General features: G+C 64.2%; 22 protein-coding genes. 13 read left to right on the top strand and 9 right to left on the bottom strand.

Features of this window, described 5'->3' with window-relative positions; genetic code table 11:
- Nucleotides 1-61 precede the first annotated feature (61 nt).
- The 3 genes from ACK3BK_RS24070 to rpmE all read right to left on the bottom strand — a co-directional run bounded on the left by ACK3BK_RS24070 (nucleotide 62) and on the right by rpmE (nucleotide 2551).
- Entirely contained in the window at nucleotides 62-1330 is a 1269-nt protein-coding gene (locus tag ACK3BK_RS24070) for a malic enzyme-like NAD(P)-binding protein (protein ID WP_186665614.1), read from the bottom strand.
- Nucleotides 1331-1505: 175 nt separating this feature from the next.
- Nucleotides 1506-2333, bottom strand: coding sequence for a thermonuclease family protein (locus tag ACK3BK_RS24075; protein WP_186708684.1), 828 nt, complete (start codon nucleotides 2331-2333; stop codon nucleotides 1506-1508).
- Nucleotides 2334-2335: 2 nt separating this feature from the next.
- Nucleotides 2336-2551, bottom strand: coding sequence for a 50S ribosomal protein L31 (gene rpmE, locus ACK3BK_RS24080; RefSeq protein ID WP_186665611.1), 216 nt, complete (start codon nucleotides 2549-2551; stop codon nucleotides 2336-2338).
- A gap of 167 nt (nucleotides 2552-2718) precedes the next feature.
- Here rpmE and ACK3BK_RS24085 point away from each other — a divergent pair, with 167 nt between their 5' ends.
- The 3 genes from ACK3BK_RS24085 (at nucleotide 2719) to ACK3BK_RS24095 (ending at nucleotide 7516) form a co-directional block, all read left to right on the top strand.
- Entirely contained in the window at nucleotides 2719-4938 is a 2220-nt protein-coding gene (locus tag ACK3BK_RS24085) for a primosomal protein N' (RefSeq protein WP_186665610.1), read from the top strand.
- A 132-nt stretch (nucleotides 4939-5070) separates the two neighbouring features.
- Nucleotides 5071-6807: an arginine--tRNA ligase gene (gene argS, locus ACK3BK_RS24090; RefSeq protein ID WP_186665609.1), complete on the top strand. Its 1737-nt coding sequence runs from the start codon at nucleotides 5071-5073 to the stop codon at nucleotides 6805-6807.
- Between the two features lies 1 nt (nucleotide 6808).
- On the top strand, nucleotides 6809-7516 hold the full coding sequence (locus ACK3BK_RS24095; RefSeq protein ID WP_186665608.1) for an SPOR domain-containing protein: 708 nt from the start codon (nucleotides 6809-6811) through the stop codon (nucleotides 7514-7516).
- Between the two features lie 47 nt (nucleotides 7517-7563).
- Here ACK3BK_RS24095 and ACK3BK_RS24100 read toward each other — a convergent pair whose 3' ends face one another.
- Nucleotides 7564-7983: an NINE protein gene (locus ACK3BK_RS24100; RefSeq protein ID WP_186665607.1), complete on the bottom strand. Its 420-nt coding sequence runs from the start codon at nucleotides 7981-7983 to the stop codon at nucleotides 7564-7566.
- A 168-nt stretch (nucleotides 7984-8151) separates the two neighbouring features.
- On the opposite strand from ACK3BK_RS24100, the gene ACK3BK_RS24105 reads away from it, so the two are divergent.
- The gene (locus ACK3BK_RS24105) at nucleotides 8152-8784 is read left to right on the top strand and encodes a C40 family peptidase (RefSeq protein WP_186665606.1); all 633 of its coding nucleotides are present in this window, start codon (nucleotides 8152-8154) and stop codon (nucleotides 8782-8784) included.
- A gap of 82 nt (nucleotides 8785-8866) precedes the next feature.
- Here ACK3BK_RS24105 and ACK3BK_RS24110 read toward each other — a convergent pair whose 3' ends face one another.
- Nucleotides 8867-9868, bottom strand: a complete 1002-nt coding sequence (locus tag ACK3BK_RS24110) for a type IV pilus twitching motility protein PilT (RefSeq protein WP_186665605.1) — start codon at nucleotides 9866-9868, stop codon at nucleotides 8867-8869.
- 65 nt (nucleotides 9869-9933) lie between these two features.
- Between ACK3BK_RS24110 and ACK3BK_RS24115 the strand changes: the two genes are divergently transcribed.
- The 9 genes from ACK3BK_RS24115 to ACK3BK_RS24155 all read left to right on the top strand — a co-directional run bounded on the left by ACK3BK_RS24115 (nucleotide 9934) and on the right by ACK3BK_RS24155 (nucleotide 16497).
- The gene (locus ACK3BK_RS24115; protein ID WP_186665603.1) at nucleotides 9934-10620 is read left to right on the top strand and encodes a YggS family pyridoxal phosphate-dependent enzyme; all 687 of its coding nucleotides are present in this window, start codon (nucleotides 9934-9936) and stop codon (nucleotides 10618-10620) included.
- A gap of 38 nt (nucleotides 10621-10658) precedes the next feature.
- Nucleotides 10659-11477 carry a pyrroline-5-carboxylate reductase gene (proC, locus tag ACK3BK_RS24120; RefSeq protein WP_186665601.1) on the top strand — a complete coding sequence of 273 codons (819 nt, stop codon included), beginning with the start codon at nucleotides 10659-10661 and terminating at the stop codon, nucleotides 11475-11477.
- 10 nt (nucleotides 11478-11487) lie between these two features.
- Nucleotides 11488-12078, top strand: coding sequence for a YggT family protein (locus ACK3BK_RS24125; protein ID WP_288376464.1), 591 nt, complete (start codon nucleotides 11488-11490; stop codon nucleotides 12076-12078).
- A gap of 88 nt (nucleotides 12079-12166) precedes the next feature.
- Nucleotides 12167-13306, top strand: coding sequence for a homoserine O-succinyltransferase MetX (metX, locus tag ACK3BK_RS24130; RefSeq protein ID WP_411383458.1), 1140 nt, complete (start codon nucleotides 12167-12169; stop codon nucleotides 13304-13306).
- A gap of 7 nt (nucleotides 13307-13313) precedes the next feature.
- Nucleotides 13314-13934 carry a methionine biosynthesis protein MetW gene (metW, locus tag ACK3BK_RS24135; protein WP_186665596.1) on the top strand — a complete coding sequence of 207 codons (621 nt, stop codon included), beginning with the start codon at nucleotides 13314-13316 and terminating at the stop codon, nucleotides 13932-13934.
- A gap of 24 nt (nucleotides 13935-13958) precedes the next feature.
- Nucleotides 13959-14393 carry a DUF4426 domain-containing protein gene (locus ACK3BK_RS24140; RefSeq protein ID WP_186665594.1) on the top strand — a complete coding sequence of 145 codons (435 nt, stop codon included), beginning with the start codon at nucleotides 13959-13961 and terminating at the stop codon, nucleotides 14391-14393.
- Nucleotides 14390-14986: an RdgB/HAM1 family non-canonical purine NTP pyrophosphatase gene (gene rdgB / locus ACK3BK_RS24145; protein WP_186665592.1), complete on the top strand. Its 597-nt coding sequence runs from the start codon at nucleotides 14390-14392 to the stop codon at nucleotides 14984-14986. The genes ACK3BK_RS24140 and rdgB overlap by 4 nt, the downstream gene beginning before the upstream one ends.
- Nucleotides 14983-16161: a radical SAM family heme chaperone HemW gene (gene hemW, locus ACK3BK_RS24150; RefSeq protein WP_411383459.1), complete on the top strand. Its 1179-nt coding sequence runs from the start codon at nucleotides 14983-14985 to the stop codon at nucleotides 16159-16161. Before rdgB ends, hemW begins: the two co-directional genes overlap by 4 nt.
- Nucleotides 16162-16170: 9 nt before the next feature.
- On the top strand, nucleotides 16171-16497 hold the full coding sequence (locus tag ACK3BK_RS24155; protein ID WP_054891168.1) for a DUF3392 family protein: 327 nt from the start codon (nucleotides 16171-16173) through the stop codon (nucleotides 16495-16497).
- A 43-nt stretch (nucleotides 16498-16540) separates the two neighbouring features.
- On the opposite strand, the gene trmB is transcribed toward ACK3BK_RS24155, so the two are convergent.
- The 4 genes from trmB to ACK3BK_RS24175 all read right to left on the bottom strand — a co-directional run bounded on the left by trmB (nucleotide 16541) and on the right by ACK3BK_RS24175 (nucleotide 18813).
- Nucleotides 16541-17263 (bottom strand): tRNA (guanosine(46)-N7)-methyltransferase TrmB, encoded by a 723-nt coding sequence (gene trmB / locus ACK3BK_RS24160; protein ID WP_186665587.1) that lies wholly within the window; start codon nucleotides 17261-17263, stop codon nucleotides 16541-16543.
- Nucleotides 17264-17272: 9 nt separating this feature from the next.
- Nucleotides 17273-18085, bottom strand: a complete 813-nt coding sequence (locus ACK3BK_RS24165) for a thiazole synthase (protein WP_186665585.1) — start codon at nucleotides 18083-18085, stop codon at nucleotides 17273-17275.
- Nucleotides 18086-18138: 53 nt separating this feature from the next.
- Nucleotides 18139-18339 carry a sulfur carrier protein ThiS gene (thiS, locus tag ACK3BK_RS24170; RefSeq protein WP_054891258.1) on the bottom strand — a complete coding sequence of 67 codons (201 nt, stop codon included), beginning with the start codon at nucleotides 18337-18339 and terminating at the stop codon, nucleotides 18139-18141.
- Nucleotides 18340-18441: 102 nt separating this feature from the next.
- A complete protein-coding gene (locus tag ACK3BK_RS24175; RefSeq protein ID WP_411383460.1) occupies nucleotides 18442-18813 on the bottom strand; it encodes a DUF423 domain-containing protein in 372 nt (123 codons plus the stop codon).
- Nucleotides 18814-18847 lie beyond the last annotated feature (34 nt).

Raw genomic sequence — 18847 nt, forward strand, 5'->3', positions numbered from 1 at the left:
GCGGCCAATAAAAAGCCCCGACTCTCGCGAGCCGGGGCTTTTTCATGTCGCTACAACGGGATCAGCCGTTGAACACGTCATCCACGCTCTTGAGCGGGTAGTGCTTCGGATACGGCAGGGTCGCCACACCGGATTCGATGGCGGCCTTGGCCACGGCATCGGAAACGACGGTGATCAGGCGAGCGTCCAGTGGCTTCGGAATGATGTACTCACGACCGAATTCCAGACCTTCGACGCCGTAGGCCTCGCAGACTTCCTTCGGAACCGGCAGCTTGGCCAGGTCTTTCAGGGCGACGGCGGCGGCGATCTTCATTTCTTCGTTGATGCGCTTGGCGCGAACGTCCAGGGCACCACGGAAGATGAAGGGGAAGCCCAGTACGTTGTTGACCTGGTTCGGGTAGTCGGAACGACCGGTGGCCATGATCACGTCGCTGCGAGTGGCGTGAGCCAGCTCTGGAGCGATTTCCGGATCCGGGTTCGAACAGGCGAACACGATCGGGTTGGCAGCCATCGACTTCAGGCCTTCCGGGCTCAGCAGGTTCGGGCCGGACAGGCCAACGAACACGTCAGCACCTTCCAGCGCGTCAGCCAGGGTGCGCTTGTCGGTGGCGTGGGCGAACTGCGCCTTGTACTGGTTCAGGTCGTCGCGGCCAGCGTGGATCACGCCGCTACGGTCGATCATGTAGATGTTCTCGACCTTGGCACCCATGCTGACCAGCAGCTTCATGCAGGAGATGGCGGCAGCGCCGGCACCCAGGCAGACGATCTTGGCGTCTTCGAGCTTCTTGCCTGCGATTTCCAGGGCGTTGATCATGCCGGCCGCCGTCACGATGGCGGTGCCGTGCTGGTCATCGTGGAAGACCGGGATGTCGCACTGTTCGATCAGGGTGCGCTCGATCTCGAAGCACTCAGGTGCCTTGATGTCTTCGAGGTTGATGCCACCGAAGGTGATGGAGATGCGGCGAACGGTGTCGATGAAAGCCTGTGGGCTTTCCGACTCGACTTCGATGTCGAACACGTCGATACCGGCGAAACGCTTGAACAGAACACCCTTGCCTTCCATGACTGGCTTGGAGGCCAGCGGGCCGAGGTCACCCAGGCCGAGGATGGCGGTACCGTCGGAGATCACAGCGACCAGGTTGCCCTTGCCGGTGTATTTGTAGGCCAGCTCCGGATCACGGCCAATTTCGCGTACCGGCTCGGCGACGCCTGGGCTGTAGGCCAGGGCAAGGTCACGGGCGGTGGCGGTTGGCTTGGAGAGTTCGACGCTCAGTTTCCCCGGGCGAGGTTGAGCGTGATATTCGAGAGCGGCGGTTTTCAAGTCTGACATGGTGGGCATTCCGCTTGTTTACTGTTCTGACGGACCGCCGAGGATACGCAAAGAGCCGGGAAGCGACAAGACTGCCCGGTCACATGTGTCAAGGCCCTTGGCCTACGACTTTACGCTACAACCCGCGGGGCTTACGACCCTGAGTGTGTACAATCCAGGATCATAATGTCTACAACTATTTTTTCCCCGAAATCCGCTCCAACATGCTCGGATCGGTCAGTGGCAACAGCCAGCGTCGCTGGCCAGGCTTGAGCCCGCCCTTGCGGGAACGGTCCAGCACCCAGCCGCGCGCCTCGACCTGATGCCCCTTGAGATTATCGAAGAAACTGTCGGGGAAGGCGCGTTGCAGACGAGCGGGGACCTGCAGCACCACAGCCTCGTCAAGCTCCAGCCAGACGCCGCCTCGATTGCGATCGATCGCGCTGACCCTGCCGCCGATCACGGCGAATCCGGATTGCCTCAGGCGCCCTGCAGCGATGACCGGCGACTGCCGCCAGAGCCCGAGGCCACCCGCGCGCGCGACCTGCTCGGCCTGTTGTTGGCAACCGACCAGACGGACGTTGGGTGCCACCGCAACGCGATAGGCCAAGCCTTCACTGAGCAGCTGCGCTTCAAGATTGTCGCCATTACGGCCATAGATGTGCGCCAAGGTGCGCCCGTACTTGTCCCTGGGCTCCACACCCGGCACCAGCCCCACCTGGCCATCACTGGCCTGCACCAATGCCTCCAGCCGCCGCCTGGCCGCCTCGGCATAGGGTTCGCTGGTGCGCCCCTTGCGCCCGATCTCCGGTGCATTGATGCCAATCAGCCGTACGCTGCGGCCATCCCCCAGACGCACGGTATCGCCATCGACGACCTGACGCACCGTCACCGACTGCACCGCCTCGGGTACCGGGCAGAAGGCCTGCGCGGGAACATGCCAGATTGCGCCCACAAAAAAGGCGCCCACGAGGGGCGCCTTCTTTTGCAGCAATGCGAAACCCGAAGGGCTCGCCGTGCGCATGATTACTTCTTGGTACCGAACATACCGAAGCGATCGGCGAACTTCTGTACGCGACCACCGGTGTCCAGGACCTTCTGCTTACCGGTGTAGAACGGGTGGCAGAGATTGCAAACGTCGATCGCCAGGGTGTCGCCCAGGGTCGAACGGGTTTCGAATTTGTTGCCGCAGCTGCAGGTGACAGCAACTGCTTCGTAGTTCGGATGAATATCGGCTTTCATGGTCACTTCCTCGAGCTGCGTGCCGCCACCCAACACCAATTGTTGAATACCGCACGTAATTAGGCGGCGAATAATACCAGACCTTCAGGCCAGCGCAAGTTGTCGCTTGCACCGACCGTCGTCTGCTAGGCTCGTGCGATTCCCGACCAGCTACGAAGACTTGCCGCGTGTCCGACGTCATCCTGCGCCTTGCCCTGCCCTCGCCCCTGCGTCGCCTGTTCGACTACCGGGCCCCGGCCGCCATGGCACGTCAGCAACTGACACCAGGCATGCGCATCCGCGTACCGTTCGGCCGGCGCGAGATGATCGGTGTACTGGTGGAGGTCTGCGAGCAGAGCGAAGTCCCTGCCGACAAGCTCAAGCCGGCGAGCCAGTTGCTCGACCCGGTCTCGCCGCTGCCTCCGGCGCTGTTCAAGCTGTGCCTGTGGACCGCCCACTACTATCAGCACAGCCTGGGCGACACCCTGAGCTGGGCGTTGCCGGTGCTGCTGCGTCAGGGCGAGGCGGCTGAAGTTCGCCAGGAGCGCTTCTGGCATGCCACCCCCGGCGCGCGTCTGGACGACCCACGCATCGCCCGCGCGCCGCGCCAGAAAGAGGCCTTGCAGGCCCTCGCCCAGCACCCTCATGGCGTGGCCCACAGCGTGCTGGCCAAACTCGGCCTGAACAAGGATAGCCTCGACCTGCTGCTGGCCAAGGAACTGGTGCAGGTCGAGGTGCGTCGGCATCTGCCGGCACCACGCCATGACCGCTGGCTGGCCCAGCCGGAACTGCCGCTCAACGACGAGCAGAGCGCCGCCTTCCAGGCCGTACGTGCAGGCTTCGGCAGCTTCCATGCCTTCCTGCTGGCCGGTGTCACCGGCAGCGGCAAGACCGAGGTCTACCTGCAGCTGATTCGCGAAACCCTGGAAGCCGGAAAGCAGGCGCTGATCCTGATTCCCGAAATCAACCTCGGCCCGCAGACCCTGGCGCGCTTCGAGCAGCGCTTCAATGCCCGCATCGCCCTGCTGCACTCGGCGGTCAACGACCGCGAGCGCCTGGACGCCTGGCTGGCGGCCCGCGATGGCGAGGCCGACATCATCATCGGCACACGCTCGGCACTGTTCACGCCCATGAAGAACCCGGGCCTGATCATCATCGACGAAGAGCACGACGGCTCCTACAAACAACAGGAAGGGCTGCGCTATCACGCCCGCGACCTGGCCGTGGTTCGCGCACACCAGGAGAACATCCCGATCCTGCTGGGGTCGGCGACACCTTCGCTGGAAAGCCTGCACAACGCCCACAGCGGGCGCTACGGCCTGCTGCGCATGAACCAGCGGGCCGGCGGCGCCCGCCCGCCACGCTTCATGCGCCTGGACGTGCGCAGCCTGCCGCTGGACAGCGGCATCAGTGGCCCGCTGCAGCAGGCCATCGGCCAGACCCTGGCAGCCGGCCAGCAAGTGCTGGTGTTCCTCAACCGCCGCGGCTTCGCCCCGACCCTGCTGTGCCACGACTGTGGCTGGCTGTCGGAATGCCCGCGCTGCGATGCACGCATGACCGTGCATCAACGCTCCGGCGTACTGCGCTGCCACCACTGTGGTTATGACGAACGCCTGCCCCTGCAATGCCCGCAATGCGCCCACGTCGACCTGCGCCCAGTCGGTGCCGGCACCGAGCGCGCCGAAGAGCGCCTGAAAACCCTGTTCCCCGATTACCCCGTCCTGCGCGTGGACCGCGACAGCACATCGCGCAAGGACGCCATGCATCATTTGTTCACCACCATCCAGCGCGGCCAGCCGAGCATTCTGGTCGGCACACAGATGCTCGCGAAGGGGCATCACTTTCCGCGGGTAACCCTCGTGGCCATCCTCGATGCCGATGGCGGCTTGTTCTCCGGCGACTTCCGCGCCAGCGAGCGCATGGCGCAACTGATCGTTCAGGTCGCCGGCCGTGCCGGGCGGGCCGAGGAGCCTGGCAAGGTGATCGTGCAGACCCACCTGGCCGAGCATCCACTGCTGGTGCAACTGACCGAGCAGGGCTATTTCGCCTTCGCCGAGCAGGCCCTGAGCGAGCGGCGCGCCGCTGGCCTGCCGCCCTTCTCGCACCTGGCCCTGCTGCGCGCCGAAGCGCACAAGCCCGGGCAGGCGGAAGCCTTTCTCGACGAGGCCTGCGCCGCCGCCGAGGCCGTGCTGGCCGAGCAGGGCTTGACCGGCATCGAGCTGCTTGGCCCGGTACCAGCCCCCATGGAGCGCCGCGCCGGGCGCTTCCGCGCGCAGTTGTTGATCCAGGCCAATGCCCGGGCGCCGCTGCATCGACTGATCAGCAGCTGGTTGCTAGTGTTGGAACAGATGCCGTCGGGGCGGCAGGTGCGCTGGTCGCTGGATGTGGACCCGGTCGATCTCTACTGAAGCCATGAAAGCCAGCGCAATCCTGCGCGAGCCGTAAAGGTTGGCAATCAAGCCCCGGCCACGGATAATGTTCAGTTTTTCCACCTGCGCATCGAAGCGCTGCACCGCGCTTGCGGTCGAAAAGAGAACCCGATGAAAGACACCATTCGCCAGCTGATCCAGCAAGCCCTCACCCAACTCGTCAACGAAGGTGTGTTGCCTGAAGGCCTGACGCCAGCGATCCAGGTGGAAAACGCCCGCGACAAGACCCACGGCGACTTCGCCAGCAACATCGCCATGATGCTGGCCAAACCGGCTGGCATGAAGCCGCGCGACCTGGCCGACAAGCTGATCGCCGCCCTGCCTGCCAGCGCCGACATCAGCAAGGTCGAGATCGCCGGCCCCGGCTTCCTCAACTTCTTCCAGAACACCGACGCCCTGGCCAACCGCCTGAACGCGGCACTTGCAGACGCCCACCTGGGCGTACGCAAGGCCGGCGCAGCGGAAAAAGTGGTCATCGACATGTCGGCGCCAAACCTGGCCAAGGAGATGCACGTCGGCCACCTGCGCTCGACCATCATCGGCGACAGCGTTGCGCGTGTACTGGAGTTCCTCGGCGACGAAGTGATCCGCCAGAACCACGTGGGCGACTGGGGCACCCAGTTCGGCATGCTGCTGGCCTACCTGGAAGAAAACCCCATCACCAGCGACGAGCTGTCGGACCTGGAAAACTTCTACCGCGCGGCGAAGAAGCGCTTCGACGAATCCGAAGACTTTGCCAACCGCGCCCGTGGGCTGGTGGTCAAGCTGCAGGCCGGCGACCCCGAGTGCATGGCGCTGTGGACGCGCTTCAAGGATATCTCGCTGTCGCACTGCCAGAAGACCTACGAACTGCTCAACGTCAAGCTGACCATGGCCGACGTAATGGGCGAAAGCGCCTATAACGCCGACCTCGCCAACGTGGTGGCTGACCTCAAGGCCAAGGGCCTGCTGGTCGAAAGCCAGGGCGCGCAGTGCGTATTCCTGGAAGAATTCAAGAACACCGAAGGCGAACCCCTGCCGGTGATCGTGCAGAAGGCCGACGGCGGCTATCTCTACGCCACCACCGACCTGGCCGCGGTGCGCTACCGCAGCAATGTGCTCAAGGCCGATCGCGCCCTGTACTTCGTCGACCAACGCCAGGCGCTGCACTTCAACCAGGTGTTCGAAGTGGCGCGTCGCGCAGGCTTCGTCGGGCACCCGATGAAAATGGAGCACATGGGCTTCGGCACCATGAACGGCGCCGATGGTCGCCCGTTCAAGACCCGCGACGGCGGCACCGTGAAGCTGATCGACCTGCTGAGCGAAGCCAAGGAACGCGCCTACGCGCTGGTCAAGGAAAAGAACCCGAGCCTGGCCGAAGACGAATTGCGTCATATCGGTGAAGTGGTCGGGATCGGCGCGGTGAAGTACGCCGACCTCTCCAAGCACCGGACCAGCGACTACAGCTTCAACTTCGAACTGATGCTCAACTTCGAAGGCAACACCGCGCCGTACCTGCTCTACGCCTACACCCGCGTGGCCGGTGTGTTCCGCAAGCTGGGCAAGGGTTTCGACGAAGTCGAGGGCGACATCGTGCTGCAGGCTGCCCACGAGCAGGACCTGGCCGCTCGCCTGGCGCAGTTCGGCGAAACGCTGAACAACGTCGCCGAAAAAGGCACCCCACACGTGCTGTGCAGCTACCTCTACGACCTGGCCGGCCTGTTCTCCAGCTTCTACGAGAACTGCCCGATCCTCGCCGCTGAAACCGCCGAACAGCAGCAGAGCCGCCTGCGCCTCGCCGCGCTGACCGGCCGCACCCTCAAGCAGGGCCTGGAACTGCTCGGCCTGGAAACCCTGGAGCGCATGTAAGTTGGCTGCCAAGAAAAAACCCGCGCCCAAGCGCGGCGCCAGCCGTCACCAGCCACCCGCCAAACAGCCGATCCCGGGCTGGGTGTGGCTGGCGGTCGGCCTGACCGTAGGCGCATTCATCGTCTTCCTGATGAAGCTCGAGCCCGGCGGCGACGACATCAAGCGTGCCAAGCCTGAACAGCAGAAGCCCGCCAAGGTCGCCGAGGCGACCAAAGGCACCGCGCCGACCACGCCGCAGCCGATCAAGCCCAAGTACGACTTCTACACGCTGCTGCCGGAGTCGGAAGTGATCGTGCCGCCCGAGGCGGTACCGGAAAAAACGCCGCCCGTGCCTGCCCAGCCGGTACAGCCCGCCACGCCGGTCACGCCAGCGGAAGCGGCAAAGATCGACACCGCCCGCGCCCAGGCGGCGCTGCTGGGCCAGACACCACCACCCGCACCACCGGTGATCAAACCCGCAGCCACGACACAGTTCTTCCTCCAGGCCGGCTCATTCCGCAAGGAGGCTGACGCCGACAAGGTGCGCGCGCAGATCATCCTGCTCGGCCAGGTGGTCAAGGTGGAATCGGGAACCGTGAAGGACGAGACCTGGTACCGCGTGCTGGTCGGCCCGTTCAGCAACCGCGAGCAGTTGACCGTGGCGCAGAAGCAGCTGGCCGGGGCAGGCTTCAACAACCTGCTGTTGCAGCAGCGACAGACCCGCCAATAACGAAAAAGGCCTTGCCGCACTGCGACAAGGCCTTTTTTCCAACGGCGTCAGCGCCGCCCGCTGTTGACCTCGGACACCTGGGTGTTGAGGGTCCAGAAGTCATACAGCACGCCAATCAGGAACAGACCGCCGGTAAACAGGTAGATCAGTGCGCTGATCCACTTGCCCTGGTAGAGCCGGTGAATGCCGAAGATACCCAGGAACGTCAGCAACAGCCACGCCACGCTGTAGTTCACCCGCCCTGGCTGGAACCGCAGGTCAGCCTCGCGGTCCATGGACGGGATCAGGAACAGGTCGATCAGCCAGCCGATACCCAGCAAGCCCAAAGTGAAGAACCAGATGGTCCCGGTGATCGGCTTGCCGTAGTAGAAACGGTGGGAGCCGGTGAAGCCGAAGATCCACAACAGGTACCCGATGACCTTGCTGTGCGTGTCATGAAGCGGCGCACCCTGTTGATACGTATTCATTCAAAACCCTCGTGGGATAGCCGAAAATTTTCTAACGAAAAATGTGACTTTTTCGTTTTGCCCCGACGTATGGTACCCAGCCACACGACCAACGGATCAGAATTTGATCAAAAAGCTGTTATAAAGTTGCGCGCCGACACCTATAAACATCCATAAAGAGCTTCAACTATGCCGCCTTTCTTCAAGACATGGCTGACCCTCTGCCTATTGTTGCCCCTGGCCGCCCACGCCACCAACCGTGAGCAACGACTTCCCAACGGATTCACCGGCTACACCACCAACGCCGATGCCTCCGTGAAACGCGCTCCAGCCAAGCAGGTCAGCCTGCGCGCGCGCCCGGCCAATGCCGCCAAGAACCACGCGCTCCAGGTCGCGGCGATGTCGCCCAAGCAGAGCAGCGAAGTACTCAGCCGCGCGGTCAATGTGCTCGGCACCCCCTACCGTTGGGGCGGCAGCACGCCCGGCAAGGGCTTCGACTGCAGCGGCCTGGTCAAGTATGCGTTCAACGATGTCGCCGATGTCGACCTGCCGCGCACGTCCAATGCCATGGCCCAAGGGCATGGCGTCAAGGTGGCGCGGGACGACCTCAAGCCGGGCGACCTGATCTTCTTCAACATCAAGAGCCGTCGGGTCAATCACGTTGCCATCTACCTGGGCAACGACCGCTTCATCCACGCGCCGCGTACTGGCAAGCGGGTGAGCATCGACAGCCTCGAGAAGCCTTACTGGCAGAAGCACTACGTGGTTGCCAAGCGGGTGCTGCCCAAGGAGCAACAGGCGCTGCGCCTGGCCAAGCGCTGATCTGGATACTCAGGGGCTCACTGGACTCTTCGCGGGCAAGCCCGCTCCCACGAAGAGCGGTGAGGTATCTGTAGGGCTTGCCTCACCCTGCCCCCTGAATCACCCCTCGCGCCACCAGCGCCTGCATCGCCCCTTCCATCGTCACCATCCCCTGCGCCGCACCCGTCTGCATCACCGACTGCAACTGCGCCACGCGCCCCTCGCGAATCAGGTTGCGCACCGCAGGCGTCGCCACCAATACCTCCCGCGCCGCCACACGGCCGCCGCCCACCCGCCGCACCAGCACCTGCGCCACCACCAGACGCAACGACTCGGCCAGCATGGCGCGCACCAGTGGCTTCTCTTCGGCGGCGAACACATCCACCAGACGATCGACACTGCTCGCGGCTGTTCGCGTATGCACCGTGGCCAGCACCAGATGCCCGGTCTGCGCCGCTCGCAGCGCCAGACGGATGGTTTCCAGGTCACGCAATTCACCGATCATGATCACATCCGGATCCTGGCGCAGGGCACTGCGCAATCCCTGGGCAAAGTCACGGCTATGGCGACCGATCTCACGCTGATTGATCAGGCAACGCTCGGCGCGGTGTACGAATTCCACCGGATCCTCCAATGTGAGGATATGGTTTGAGCGCTCACGATCAAGCTGCGCGATCAACGCAGCCAGGGTACTGGACTTGCCACTGCCGGTCGGACCACCTACCAGCACCAGGCCATCACGGCTCTCGGCAATGGCTCGAAACACTTCCGTGAGGTCGAGTTCTTCGACCGTCGGCACCTGTGCAGGTATCAGCCGCAAGCTCGCGGCCAGCCCCCGATACTGTCTGTACAGGTTCAGACGAAAACGCCCAAGCCCAGGCAAATCAAGGGCCAGGTCGATTTCGTCACCTGCCAGCCATTGGTGCAGATGAGGCGCATCGAGCCAAGCCGCCATGCCTTGCTCGATCATTTCACTTTGCAGCACGGGCAACGCCAGGCGCTGCAATTCGCCGTCCAGACGCCACAGCGGCGCCTCGCCCGCAGCCAGGTGCAGGTCCGAAGCCCCCGCCGCCACGGCCCGGGCCAGCAGGTCGGTCACATCCATGAGACTCCCCAAAGGCCATCAAGCAGGTAGAATGCCGCACACCACTGAGCTGCCGGCATCGATCCATGTCCACCCTAGCAGACAACCTTCGCGCTATCAGCGAACGCATCGACAACGCGGCCCGAGCCGCCGGACGCGACACCGCCAGCGTGCACCTGCTGGCCGTGAGCAAGACCAAGCCCGCCAGCGCCATTCGCGAAATCCACGCCGCTGGCGTACGCGACGTCGGCGAGAACTACCTGCAGGAAGCCCTGGCCAAGCAGGATGAATTGCGCGACCTGCCCTTGATCTGGCACTTCATCGGCCCCATCCAGTCGAACAAGACCAAGGCCATTGCCGAACACTTCGACTGGGTACACAGCGTGGATCGCCTGAAAATCGCCCAACGCCTGAGCGAGCAGCGCCCCAGCGGCCTGCCGGCGCTGAACGTCTGCCTGCAGGTGAACGTCAGCGGCGAAGACAGCAAATCCGGCTGCACCCCGGTCGACCTGCCGGCACTGGCCCAGGCCGTGGCCAAGCTGCCCAACCTGCGCCTGCGCGGGCTGATGGCGATTCCCGAGCCCAGCGACGACCGCGCCACCCAGGAGGCCGCCTTCGCCTGCCTGCGCCAGTTGCAGGAAAGCCTCGGCCTTGGCCTGGACACGCTGTCCATGGGCATGAGCCACGACCTGGAGGCGGCCATCGCCCAGGGTGCGACCTGGGTCCGTATCGGCACCGCCCTGTTCGGCGCCCGCGACTACGGGCAGCCCTGATTCCATGCTTTACTCACTCTCTCCTTCAAGGACCTGACATGAGCAAGACTCGTATTGCCTTCATCGGCGCCGGCAACATGGCCGCCAGCCTGATCGGCGGCCTGCGCGCCCAGGGCCTGGACGCCGCGCAGATCCGCGCCAGCGACCCGGGTGCCGAGACCCGCGCCCGGATCAATGCCGAGCATGGCATCGAAACCTTCGAAAACAACGCCCAGGCCATCGATGGCGCGGATGTGATCGTGCTGGCGGTCAAGCCACAGGTCATGAAGGCCGTGTGCGAAACCCTGAAGCCAAGCCTCAAGGCCGGCCAACTGGTGGTGTCCATCGCCGCCGGCATCACCTGCCAGAGCCTGCAGAGCTGGCTGGGCGAGATCCCGGTGGTGCGCTGCATGCCCAACACGCCATCGCTGCTGCGCCAGGGCGCCAGCGGCTTGTACGCCACTGCACAGGTCTCCGGCGAACAACGCCAGCAGGCAGAGCAACTGCTGACTGCGGTCGGCACCGCCCTGTGGCTGGAACAGGAACAGCAACTGGACGCCGTGACCGCGGTCTCCGGCAGCGGCCCCGCGTATTTCTTCCTGCTGATCGAGGCCATGACCGCTGCGGGCGAAAAGCTCGGCCTGCCGCGTGAAACCGCCTCGCAACTGACCCTGCAGACCGCCCTGGGCGCCGCGCACATGGCGGTTTCCAGCGATGTCGATGCCGCCGAACTGCGCCGTCGCGTCACCTCTCCAGCCGGGACCACCGAAGCGGCGATCAAGTCGTTCCAGGCCAACGGTTTCGAGGCCATCGTCGAGCAGGCGCTGCAGGCTGCGGCCACGCGCTCCGCCGAGCTGGCCGAACAATTGGGCAAATAAGGAGCTGTCGATGAATGCATTGTCCGGCGCCGCGATCTTCGTGGTGCAAACCCTGGTCAGCCTGTACCTGGTGATCGTCCTGCTGCGCTTCGTGCTGCAACTGGTCAAGGCCGACTTCTACAACCCGCTGAGCCAGTTCGCCGTGCGCGCCACCCAGCCGCTGCTCAAGCCGATCCGCCGGGTCATTCCCAGCATCGCTGGCCTGGACACCTCTTCGCTGCTGCTGGCGATCGTGATCCAGGCACTGCTGATGGCCTTCGTGCTGATGGTCACCTACGGCACCTTCGGCGACATCCTGCACCTGCTGATGTGGGCGATTCTCGGCATCACCTCGCTGTTCCTGAAGATTTTCTGGGTCGCGATGATCGTCATGGTGATCGTCTCCTGGGTCGCGCCGAACAGCCACAATCCCGCCGCCGAACTGGCCTACCAGATCAGCGAGCCGGTGCTGGCGCCGTTCCGTCGCCTGGTGCCCAACCTCGGCGGCATGGATATTTCGCCGATCTTCGCCTTCATCGCCATCCAGGTGATCCAGTCGTTCCTGATGCCACAACTGGCTGCCTATGCCGGCATGCCGCAAGAGCTGTGGCGGATGATCTGACCCACCGCGCCATCCAGCGGCAGCCTTTGCTTGCCGCTGGGGGTAGCGCTCTTTAGACTTACGCCTCCGTCAAGCGTGAGCAGGGTCGATGTCCACTGTCTTTCCCGAAGATTCCGTCGGTCTGGTAACCCCCCAGATCGCCCGGTTCGATGAACCGCTGGCCCTGGCCTGTGGCCGCGCCCTGGCCTCGTACGAACTCATCTACGAAACCTATGGCCAGCTCAACGCCAGCGCCAGCAATGCCGTGCTGATCTGCCACGCACTGTCCGGTCACCACCACGCCGCCGGCTACCATGCCGACACCGACCGCAAGCCGGGCTGGTGGGACAGCTGCATCGGCCCGGGCAAGCCGATCGATACCAATCGTTTCTTCGTGGTCAGCCTGAACAACCTGGGCGGCTGCAATGGCAGCACCGGCCCGAGCAGCATCAACCCGACCACCGGCAAGCCCTATGGCGCGGACTTCCCGGTGCTGACCGTAGAAGACTGGGTACACAGCCAGGCCCGCCTGGCCGACCGCCTCGGTATCCAGACCTGGGCCGCCATCGTCGGCGGTAGCCTGGGCGGCATGCAGGCGCTGCAGTGGACCATCACCTACCCCGATCGCGTACGCCACTGCGTGGACATCGCCTCGGCACCCAAGCTGTCGGCACAGAACATCGCCTTCAACGAAGTGGCGCGCCAGGCCATCCTCACCGACCCCGAATTCCACGGCGGTTCGTTCCAGGACCAGGGCGTGATCCCCAAGCGCGGGCTGATGCTGGCGCGCATGGTCGGGCACATCACCTACCTGTCCGACGATTCGATGGGCGAGAAATTCGGCCGCGAGCTCAAGAGCGACAAGCTCAACTACGACTTCCACAGCGTCGAGTTCCAGGTCGAGAGCTACCTGCGCTATCAGGGCGAGGAGTTTTCGGGGCGCTTCGACGCCAACACCTACCTGCTGATGACCAAGGCGCTGGACTACTTCGACCCGGCCGCCGCCCACGATGGCGACCTGGCCGCCACGCTGGCGCATGTCACGGCGCATTACTGCATCATGTCGTTCACCACCGACTGGCGCTTCTCGCCAGCCCGCTCGCGCGAGATCGTCGATGCCCTGATGGCTGCGCGCAAGAACGTCTGCTACCTGGACATCGACTCGCCCTACGGCCACGACGCCTTCCTCATCCCGACCCCGCGCTACATGCAGGGTTTCGCGAACTACATGAACCGCATCACCCTCTGAGGACCGCATGAGAGCCGACCTGGAAATCATCCACGACTGGATCCCCGCCGGCAGCCGGGTACTCGACCTGGGCTGCGGTAACGGCGAACTGCTGGCCTCGCTGCGTGATCGCAAGAACGTCACCGGCTATGGCCTGGAAATCGACGCCGACAACATCGCCGAGTGCGTGAGCAAGGGCGTCAACGTCATCGAACAAGACCTGGACAAAGGCCTGGGCAACTTTGCCAGCAACAGCTTCGACGTGGTGGTCATGACCCAGGCCCTGCAGGCGGTGGAGTACCCCGACCGCATTCTCGACGAAATGCTGCGGGTCGGTCGCCAGTGCATCATCACCTTCCCCAACTTCGGCCACTGGCGCTGCCGCTGGTACCTGGCCACCAAGGGGCGCATGCCGGTGTCGGACTTCATGCCATACACCTGGTACAACACCCCGAACATCCACTTCTGCACCTTCGAAGACTTCGAGAACCTGTGCCGCGAGCGCAACGCCAAGGTGCTCGACCGCCTCGCTGTCGACCATCTGCACCGCAACGGGTGGGGCGGCCGGCTTTGGCCTAATCTTCTGGGAGAGATCGGCATCTATCGGGTCAGCAGTCCTGGGCTGCAAGAGCATCAGGTCGCGGTCTGATCCACCTATCGGAGGAATGGCACCATGCGTCGTCTCGCACTTTTGCTGATCAGCCTGTGCCTGGCCTGGCCAGTGCTGGCTGCCGATGCCGCCCGTCCCGAGCGCAAGCAGGACTTCGGCGACGTCACGGTGCACTATAGCGCCTTCACCTCGAGCATGCTGCAGCCGGACATCGCTGCAGCCACCGGCCTTGTCCGCAGCAAGAACCAGGGCGTGCTCAACATCGCCGTGCTCAAGGCCGGCAAGCCTGGCACGGCGGTGGTCAGCGGCACGGTCAAGGACCTCACCGGCCGCAGCAGCCCGCTGTCGTTCAGGCAGATCACCGACCAGGGTGCGGTGTACTACATCGCCCAGTTCAAGATCGCACAGGCTGAAACCCTGACCTTCGACCTCAACATCGAAACCGGCGGCGTCAGCCACACACTCAGCTTCAACCAGGAAGTGTTCCCAGGCGAATGATGAATTTCCAGCAACTCGTATTGGCCAGCCACAATGCCGGCAAACTGAAAGAACTCCAGGCCATGCTTGGCGGTTCCGTGCAACTGCGCTCGATCGGCGAATTCAGCCAGGTCGAGCCGGAGGAGACCGGCTTGTCATTCGTCGAGAACGCCATCCTCAAGGCTCGCAACGCCGCGCGCCTCTCCGGCCTGCCGGCACTGGCCGACGACTCGGGCCTGGCGGTGGACTTCCTGGGCGGCGCACCGGGCATCTACTCGGCCCGCTACGCCGACGGCAAGGGTGATGCGGCGAACAACGCCAAGCTGCTCGACGCCCTGAAGGATGTGCCCGAGGGGCAGCGTGGCGCGCAGTTCGTCTGCGTCCTGGCCCTGGTACGCCATGCCGACGACCCTCTGCCGATCCTTTGCGAAGGCCTGTGGCACGGCAGCATCCTGTTCGAGGCCAGCGGCGAGCATGGCTTCGGCTATGACCCATTGTTCTGGGTGCCGGAGCGCAACTGCTCCAGCGCCGACCTCGCACCGCTCGAGAAGAACCAGCTCAGCCATCGCGCCCGCGCCATGGCCCTGCTGCGTCAGCGTCTAGGCCTGGCATGACCGAACAGCCGTCCCTGCAGCCGGCGGGTCTGATCCTTCCAGAACTCCCGCCGCTGTCGCTGTACATCCACATTCCCTGGTGTGTGCGCAAGTGCCCCTATTGCGACTTCAACTCGCACCAGGCCGGCCCGACGCTGCCCGAAGACGACTACATCGACGCGCTGCTCGCCGACCTGGACCAGGAACTGCCCGCGGTGCAGGGCCGCCCGATCAGCACGATCTTCTTCGGCGGTGGCACGCCCAGCCTGTTCAGTGCCGCCTCGCTGGGTCGCCTGCTGCGCGGTATCGAGCAACGTATCCCGTTCGCCCCGGAGATCGAGATCACCCTCGAAGCCAACCCCGGCACCTTCGAGCAGAACAAGTTCAAGGCCTACCGCCAGACCGGCATCAACCGTCTGTCCATCGGTGTGCAGAGCTTCCAGCCGGCCAAGCTGGAAAAACTCGGGCGTATCCACAACGGCGATGAAGCCGTGCGCGCGGCAGACATGGCCCGCGCGGCAGGTTTCGACAACTTCAACCTGGACCTGATGCACGGCCTGCCGGACCAGTCGCTGGACGAAGCGCTGGGTGACCTGCGCCAGGCCATCGCACTCGCGCCTACGCACTTGTCGTGGTACCAGCTCACCCTGGAACCGAACACCGTATTCTGGAACCAGCCGCCCGAACTGCCCGAGGACGACATCCTCTGGGACATCCAGGAAGCCGGCCAGACGCTGATGGCCGACCACGGCTATCGCCAGTACGAAGTTTCGGCCTACGCCCAGCCAGGACGCGCGGCACGGCACAATCTCAACTATTGGCGCTTCGGCGATTTCATCGGCATCGGCGCGGGGGCGCACGGCAAGCTGTCGTTCCCGGACGGGCGTATCCTGCGCACCTGGAAGACCCGGCTACCCAAGGACTACCTCAACCCGGCGAAGCCCTTCAAAGCTGGCGAGAAGCTGCTGCCCGCCGATGAGCTACCGTTCGAATTCCTGATGAATGCCCTGCGCCTGACCGATGGCGTGGAGGCCGAGCTGTTCACCCGACGCACCGGCCTGCCACTGGAACAGTTGGCAGAAGCTCGCCGTGCGGCCGAACAAAAGGGCCTTCTGCAGGTCGAACCCGATCGACTGGCGGCCACACCGCGGGGCCAGTTGTTCCTCAACGACCTGCTGCAGTACTTCTTGAATTAAGGATGACCCATGGACCTGGTACTTGACCTGCTCTCGACCGTTTCCCGCTGGAGCCGCAGCAACCTCTCGGAGATTTCCCTGGCACTCGTAGGGTGCTTGCTGGTGTTGTTCGGCACCGACCTCAAGGGCTGGGTCGACCAGCGCCTGGGCGGCCTCGCCGGTGCCCTGCGCGTGCCGTTCATGGCGCTGCTGGTGATGATCGGCAGCGGTGCGGCGCTGATCTATGCCACGCCCTGGGTGGTGAAGGCGCTGGCGCAATTCAACAACTATGCGTTGGCGCCAGTGCTGCTGGTGGTGCTGGTACTCATCGGGGTGGTAGCCGACCGCCGCGGGTAACAGGCCGCAAAATGAAAAAACGCCCTTTCCAGGGCGTTTTTTTTCAGTCCAGCTTCTCGAACTTGAGGTCCCAGACCCCGTGCCCGAGCCGCTCGCCGCGGCGCTCGAACTTGGTGATCGGACGCTCCTCGGGGCGTGGCACGTAAGCACCATCCGCCGCCTGGTTGCGATAGCCCGGCGCGACCTTCATCACCTCCAGCATGTGCTCGGCATAGGGTTCCCAGTCGGTGGCCATATGGAACACGCCGCCCACCTTGAGCTTGCGCCGTACCAGCTCGGCGAACTCGGGCTGGACGATGCGGCGCTTGTGGTGTCGCGCCTTGTGCCAAGGATCGGGGAAGAACAGCATCAGGCGGTCGAGGCTGTTGTCGGCGACACAGCGGTTGAGCACCTCGATGGCATCGCAGTCGTACACCCGCAGGTTCTTCAGCCCTTGGGTCAGCACGCCGTTGAGCAGCGCACCGACACCTGGGCGGTGCACTTCCACGCCGATGAAGTCCAGCTCAGGCGAAGCAGCGGCCATCTCCAGCAGCGAGTGGCCCATGCCGAAGCCGATCTCCAGGGTGCGCGGCGCCGAGCGCCCGAACACCTGGTCGTAGTCTACCGGGCTCTCGGCCAACGGCAGGATGAACAGGGGGCCGCCCTGGTCCAGGCCGCGTTGCTGGCCTTCGGTCATGCGGCCTGCGCGCATCACGAAGCTCTTGATGCGGCGGTGCGGGCGCTCTTCGCCGTCGGCAGTGATCGGCGTTTCTTGCGATTCAGTCATCGGGGGCTCTTACTTGATCAGACCTTCCAGCGGCGAGGACGCGCTGGCATAGAGTTTCTTAGGCATGCGCCCGGCGAGGTACGCCATGCGGCCGGCAAGGATCGCGTGCTTCATGGCCTCGGCCATCAGCACCGGTTGCTGCGCGTGGGCGATTGCCGAGTTCATCAGCACCGCTTCGCAGCCCATTTCCATGGCGATGGTGGCGTCGGAGGCGGTACCCACGCCGGCATCGACCAGCACCGGTACTTTCGATTCTTCGAGGATGATCTGCAGGTTGTACGGGTTGCAGATCCCGAGACCGGTGCCGATCAGGCCAGCCAGTGGCATCACCGCGATGCAGCCGGCTTCGGCCAGCTGACGGGCGATGATCGGATCATCGCTGGTGTAGACCATCACGTCGAAACCTTCCTTGACCAGCACTTCGGCGGCCTTGAGGGTTTCGATGACGTTGGGGAACAGGGTTTTCTGGTCGGCCAGCACTTCCAGCTTCACCAGGGTACGGCTCTCGTGGGACTTGTGCCCTTCGAGCAGCTCACGGGCCAGGCGGCAGGTACGCACCGCTTCAACGGCATCGAAGCAGCCTGCGGTGTTCGGCAGGATGGTGTACTTGTCGGGCGACAACACGTCGAGCAGGTTCGGCTCGCCCGCATTCTGGCCGAGGTTGGTGCGGCGCACGGCTACGGTGACGATCTCGGCACCCGAGGCCTCGGTGGCCAGGCGGGTTTCTTCCATGTCACGGTATTTGCCGGTACCCACCAGCAGGCGCGACTGGAAAGTGCGCCCGGCCAGGACGAAAGGCTTGTCGCTGCGAACGTTGCTCATCGATGTTCCTCTGCAAAGGTTACGGGGCTTACGGGTGACTTGCCGGGGCGCGCTCAACCGCCGCCGATGGCGTGGACCACTTCGACCTGGTCACCCTCGTTCAACAGGGTGCTTTCGTGCTGGCTGCGCGGCACGATGTCCAGGTTCAGTTCCACCGCCACACGACGCCCGACCAGCTCCAGCCGGCCCAACAGGGCCGCGACGCTCTCGCCCGCAGGCAGTTCGTAAGGTTCACCGTTCAGTTGAATGCGCATGCGCACGGCCACCATCGTTCATTGGGGCCCGCATTCTAGCCCCGATCAGCCTTGCAACCCAAGGGCGACGCGCGCCATTAGTCGCGATTCCCGACCGCTTGGTCAGCCCAGGCGCCAGGCTGCCAACCCCAGGCACAGCCAGCCGGCGAGGAAGCACAGGCCGCCGATGGGGGTGATGATGCCAAGCTTGCCCAGCCCAGTGAGGGTCAATACGTAAAGGCTGCCGGAAAACAGCAGGATACCGACCGCGAACAGCCCACCCGCCCAGCCGACCAGACGGCCCGGCAAGTGCACCGAAAGCAGCGCGACCGCCAGGATCGCCAGGGCATGGACCAGTTGATACGTAACGCCGGTGTGGAAGATCTCCAGGTAATCGGCGGTAAGACGGTTCTTCAGGCCGTGTGCGGCAAAGGCACCCAGGGCCACACCCGTAAAGCCAAAGAACGCGGCGAGCATCAGGAAGCTGCGAAGCATGGGACGACTCCTCGAGAGGGGTCTGTATAATGGC

Origin of the sequence: Pseudomonas sp. L7, from assembly GCF_046605565.1 — a bacterium.
Lineage (GTDB): Bacteria > Pseudomonadota > Gammaproteobacteria > Pseudomonadales > Pseudomonadaceae > Aquipseudomonas > Aquipseudomonas wayambapalatensis.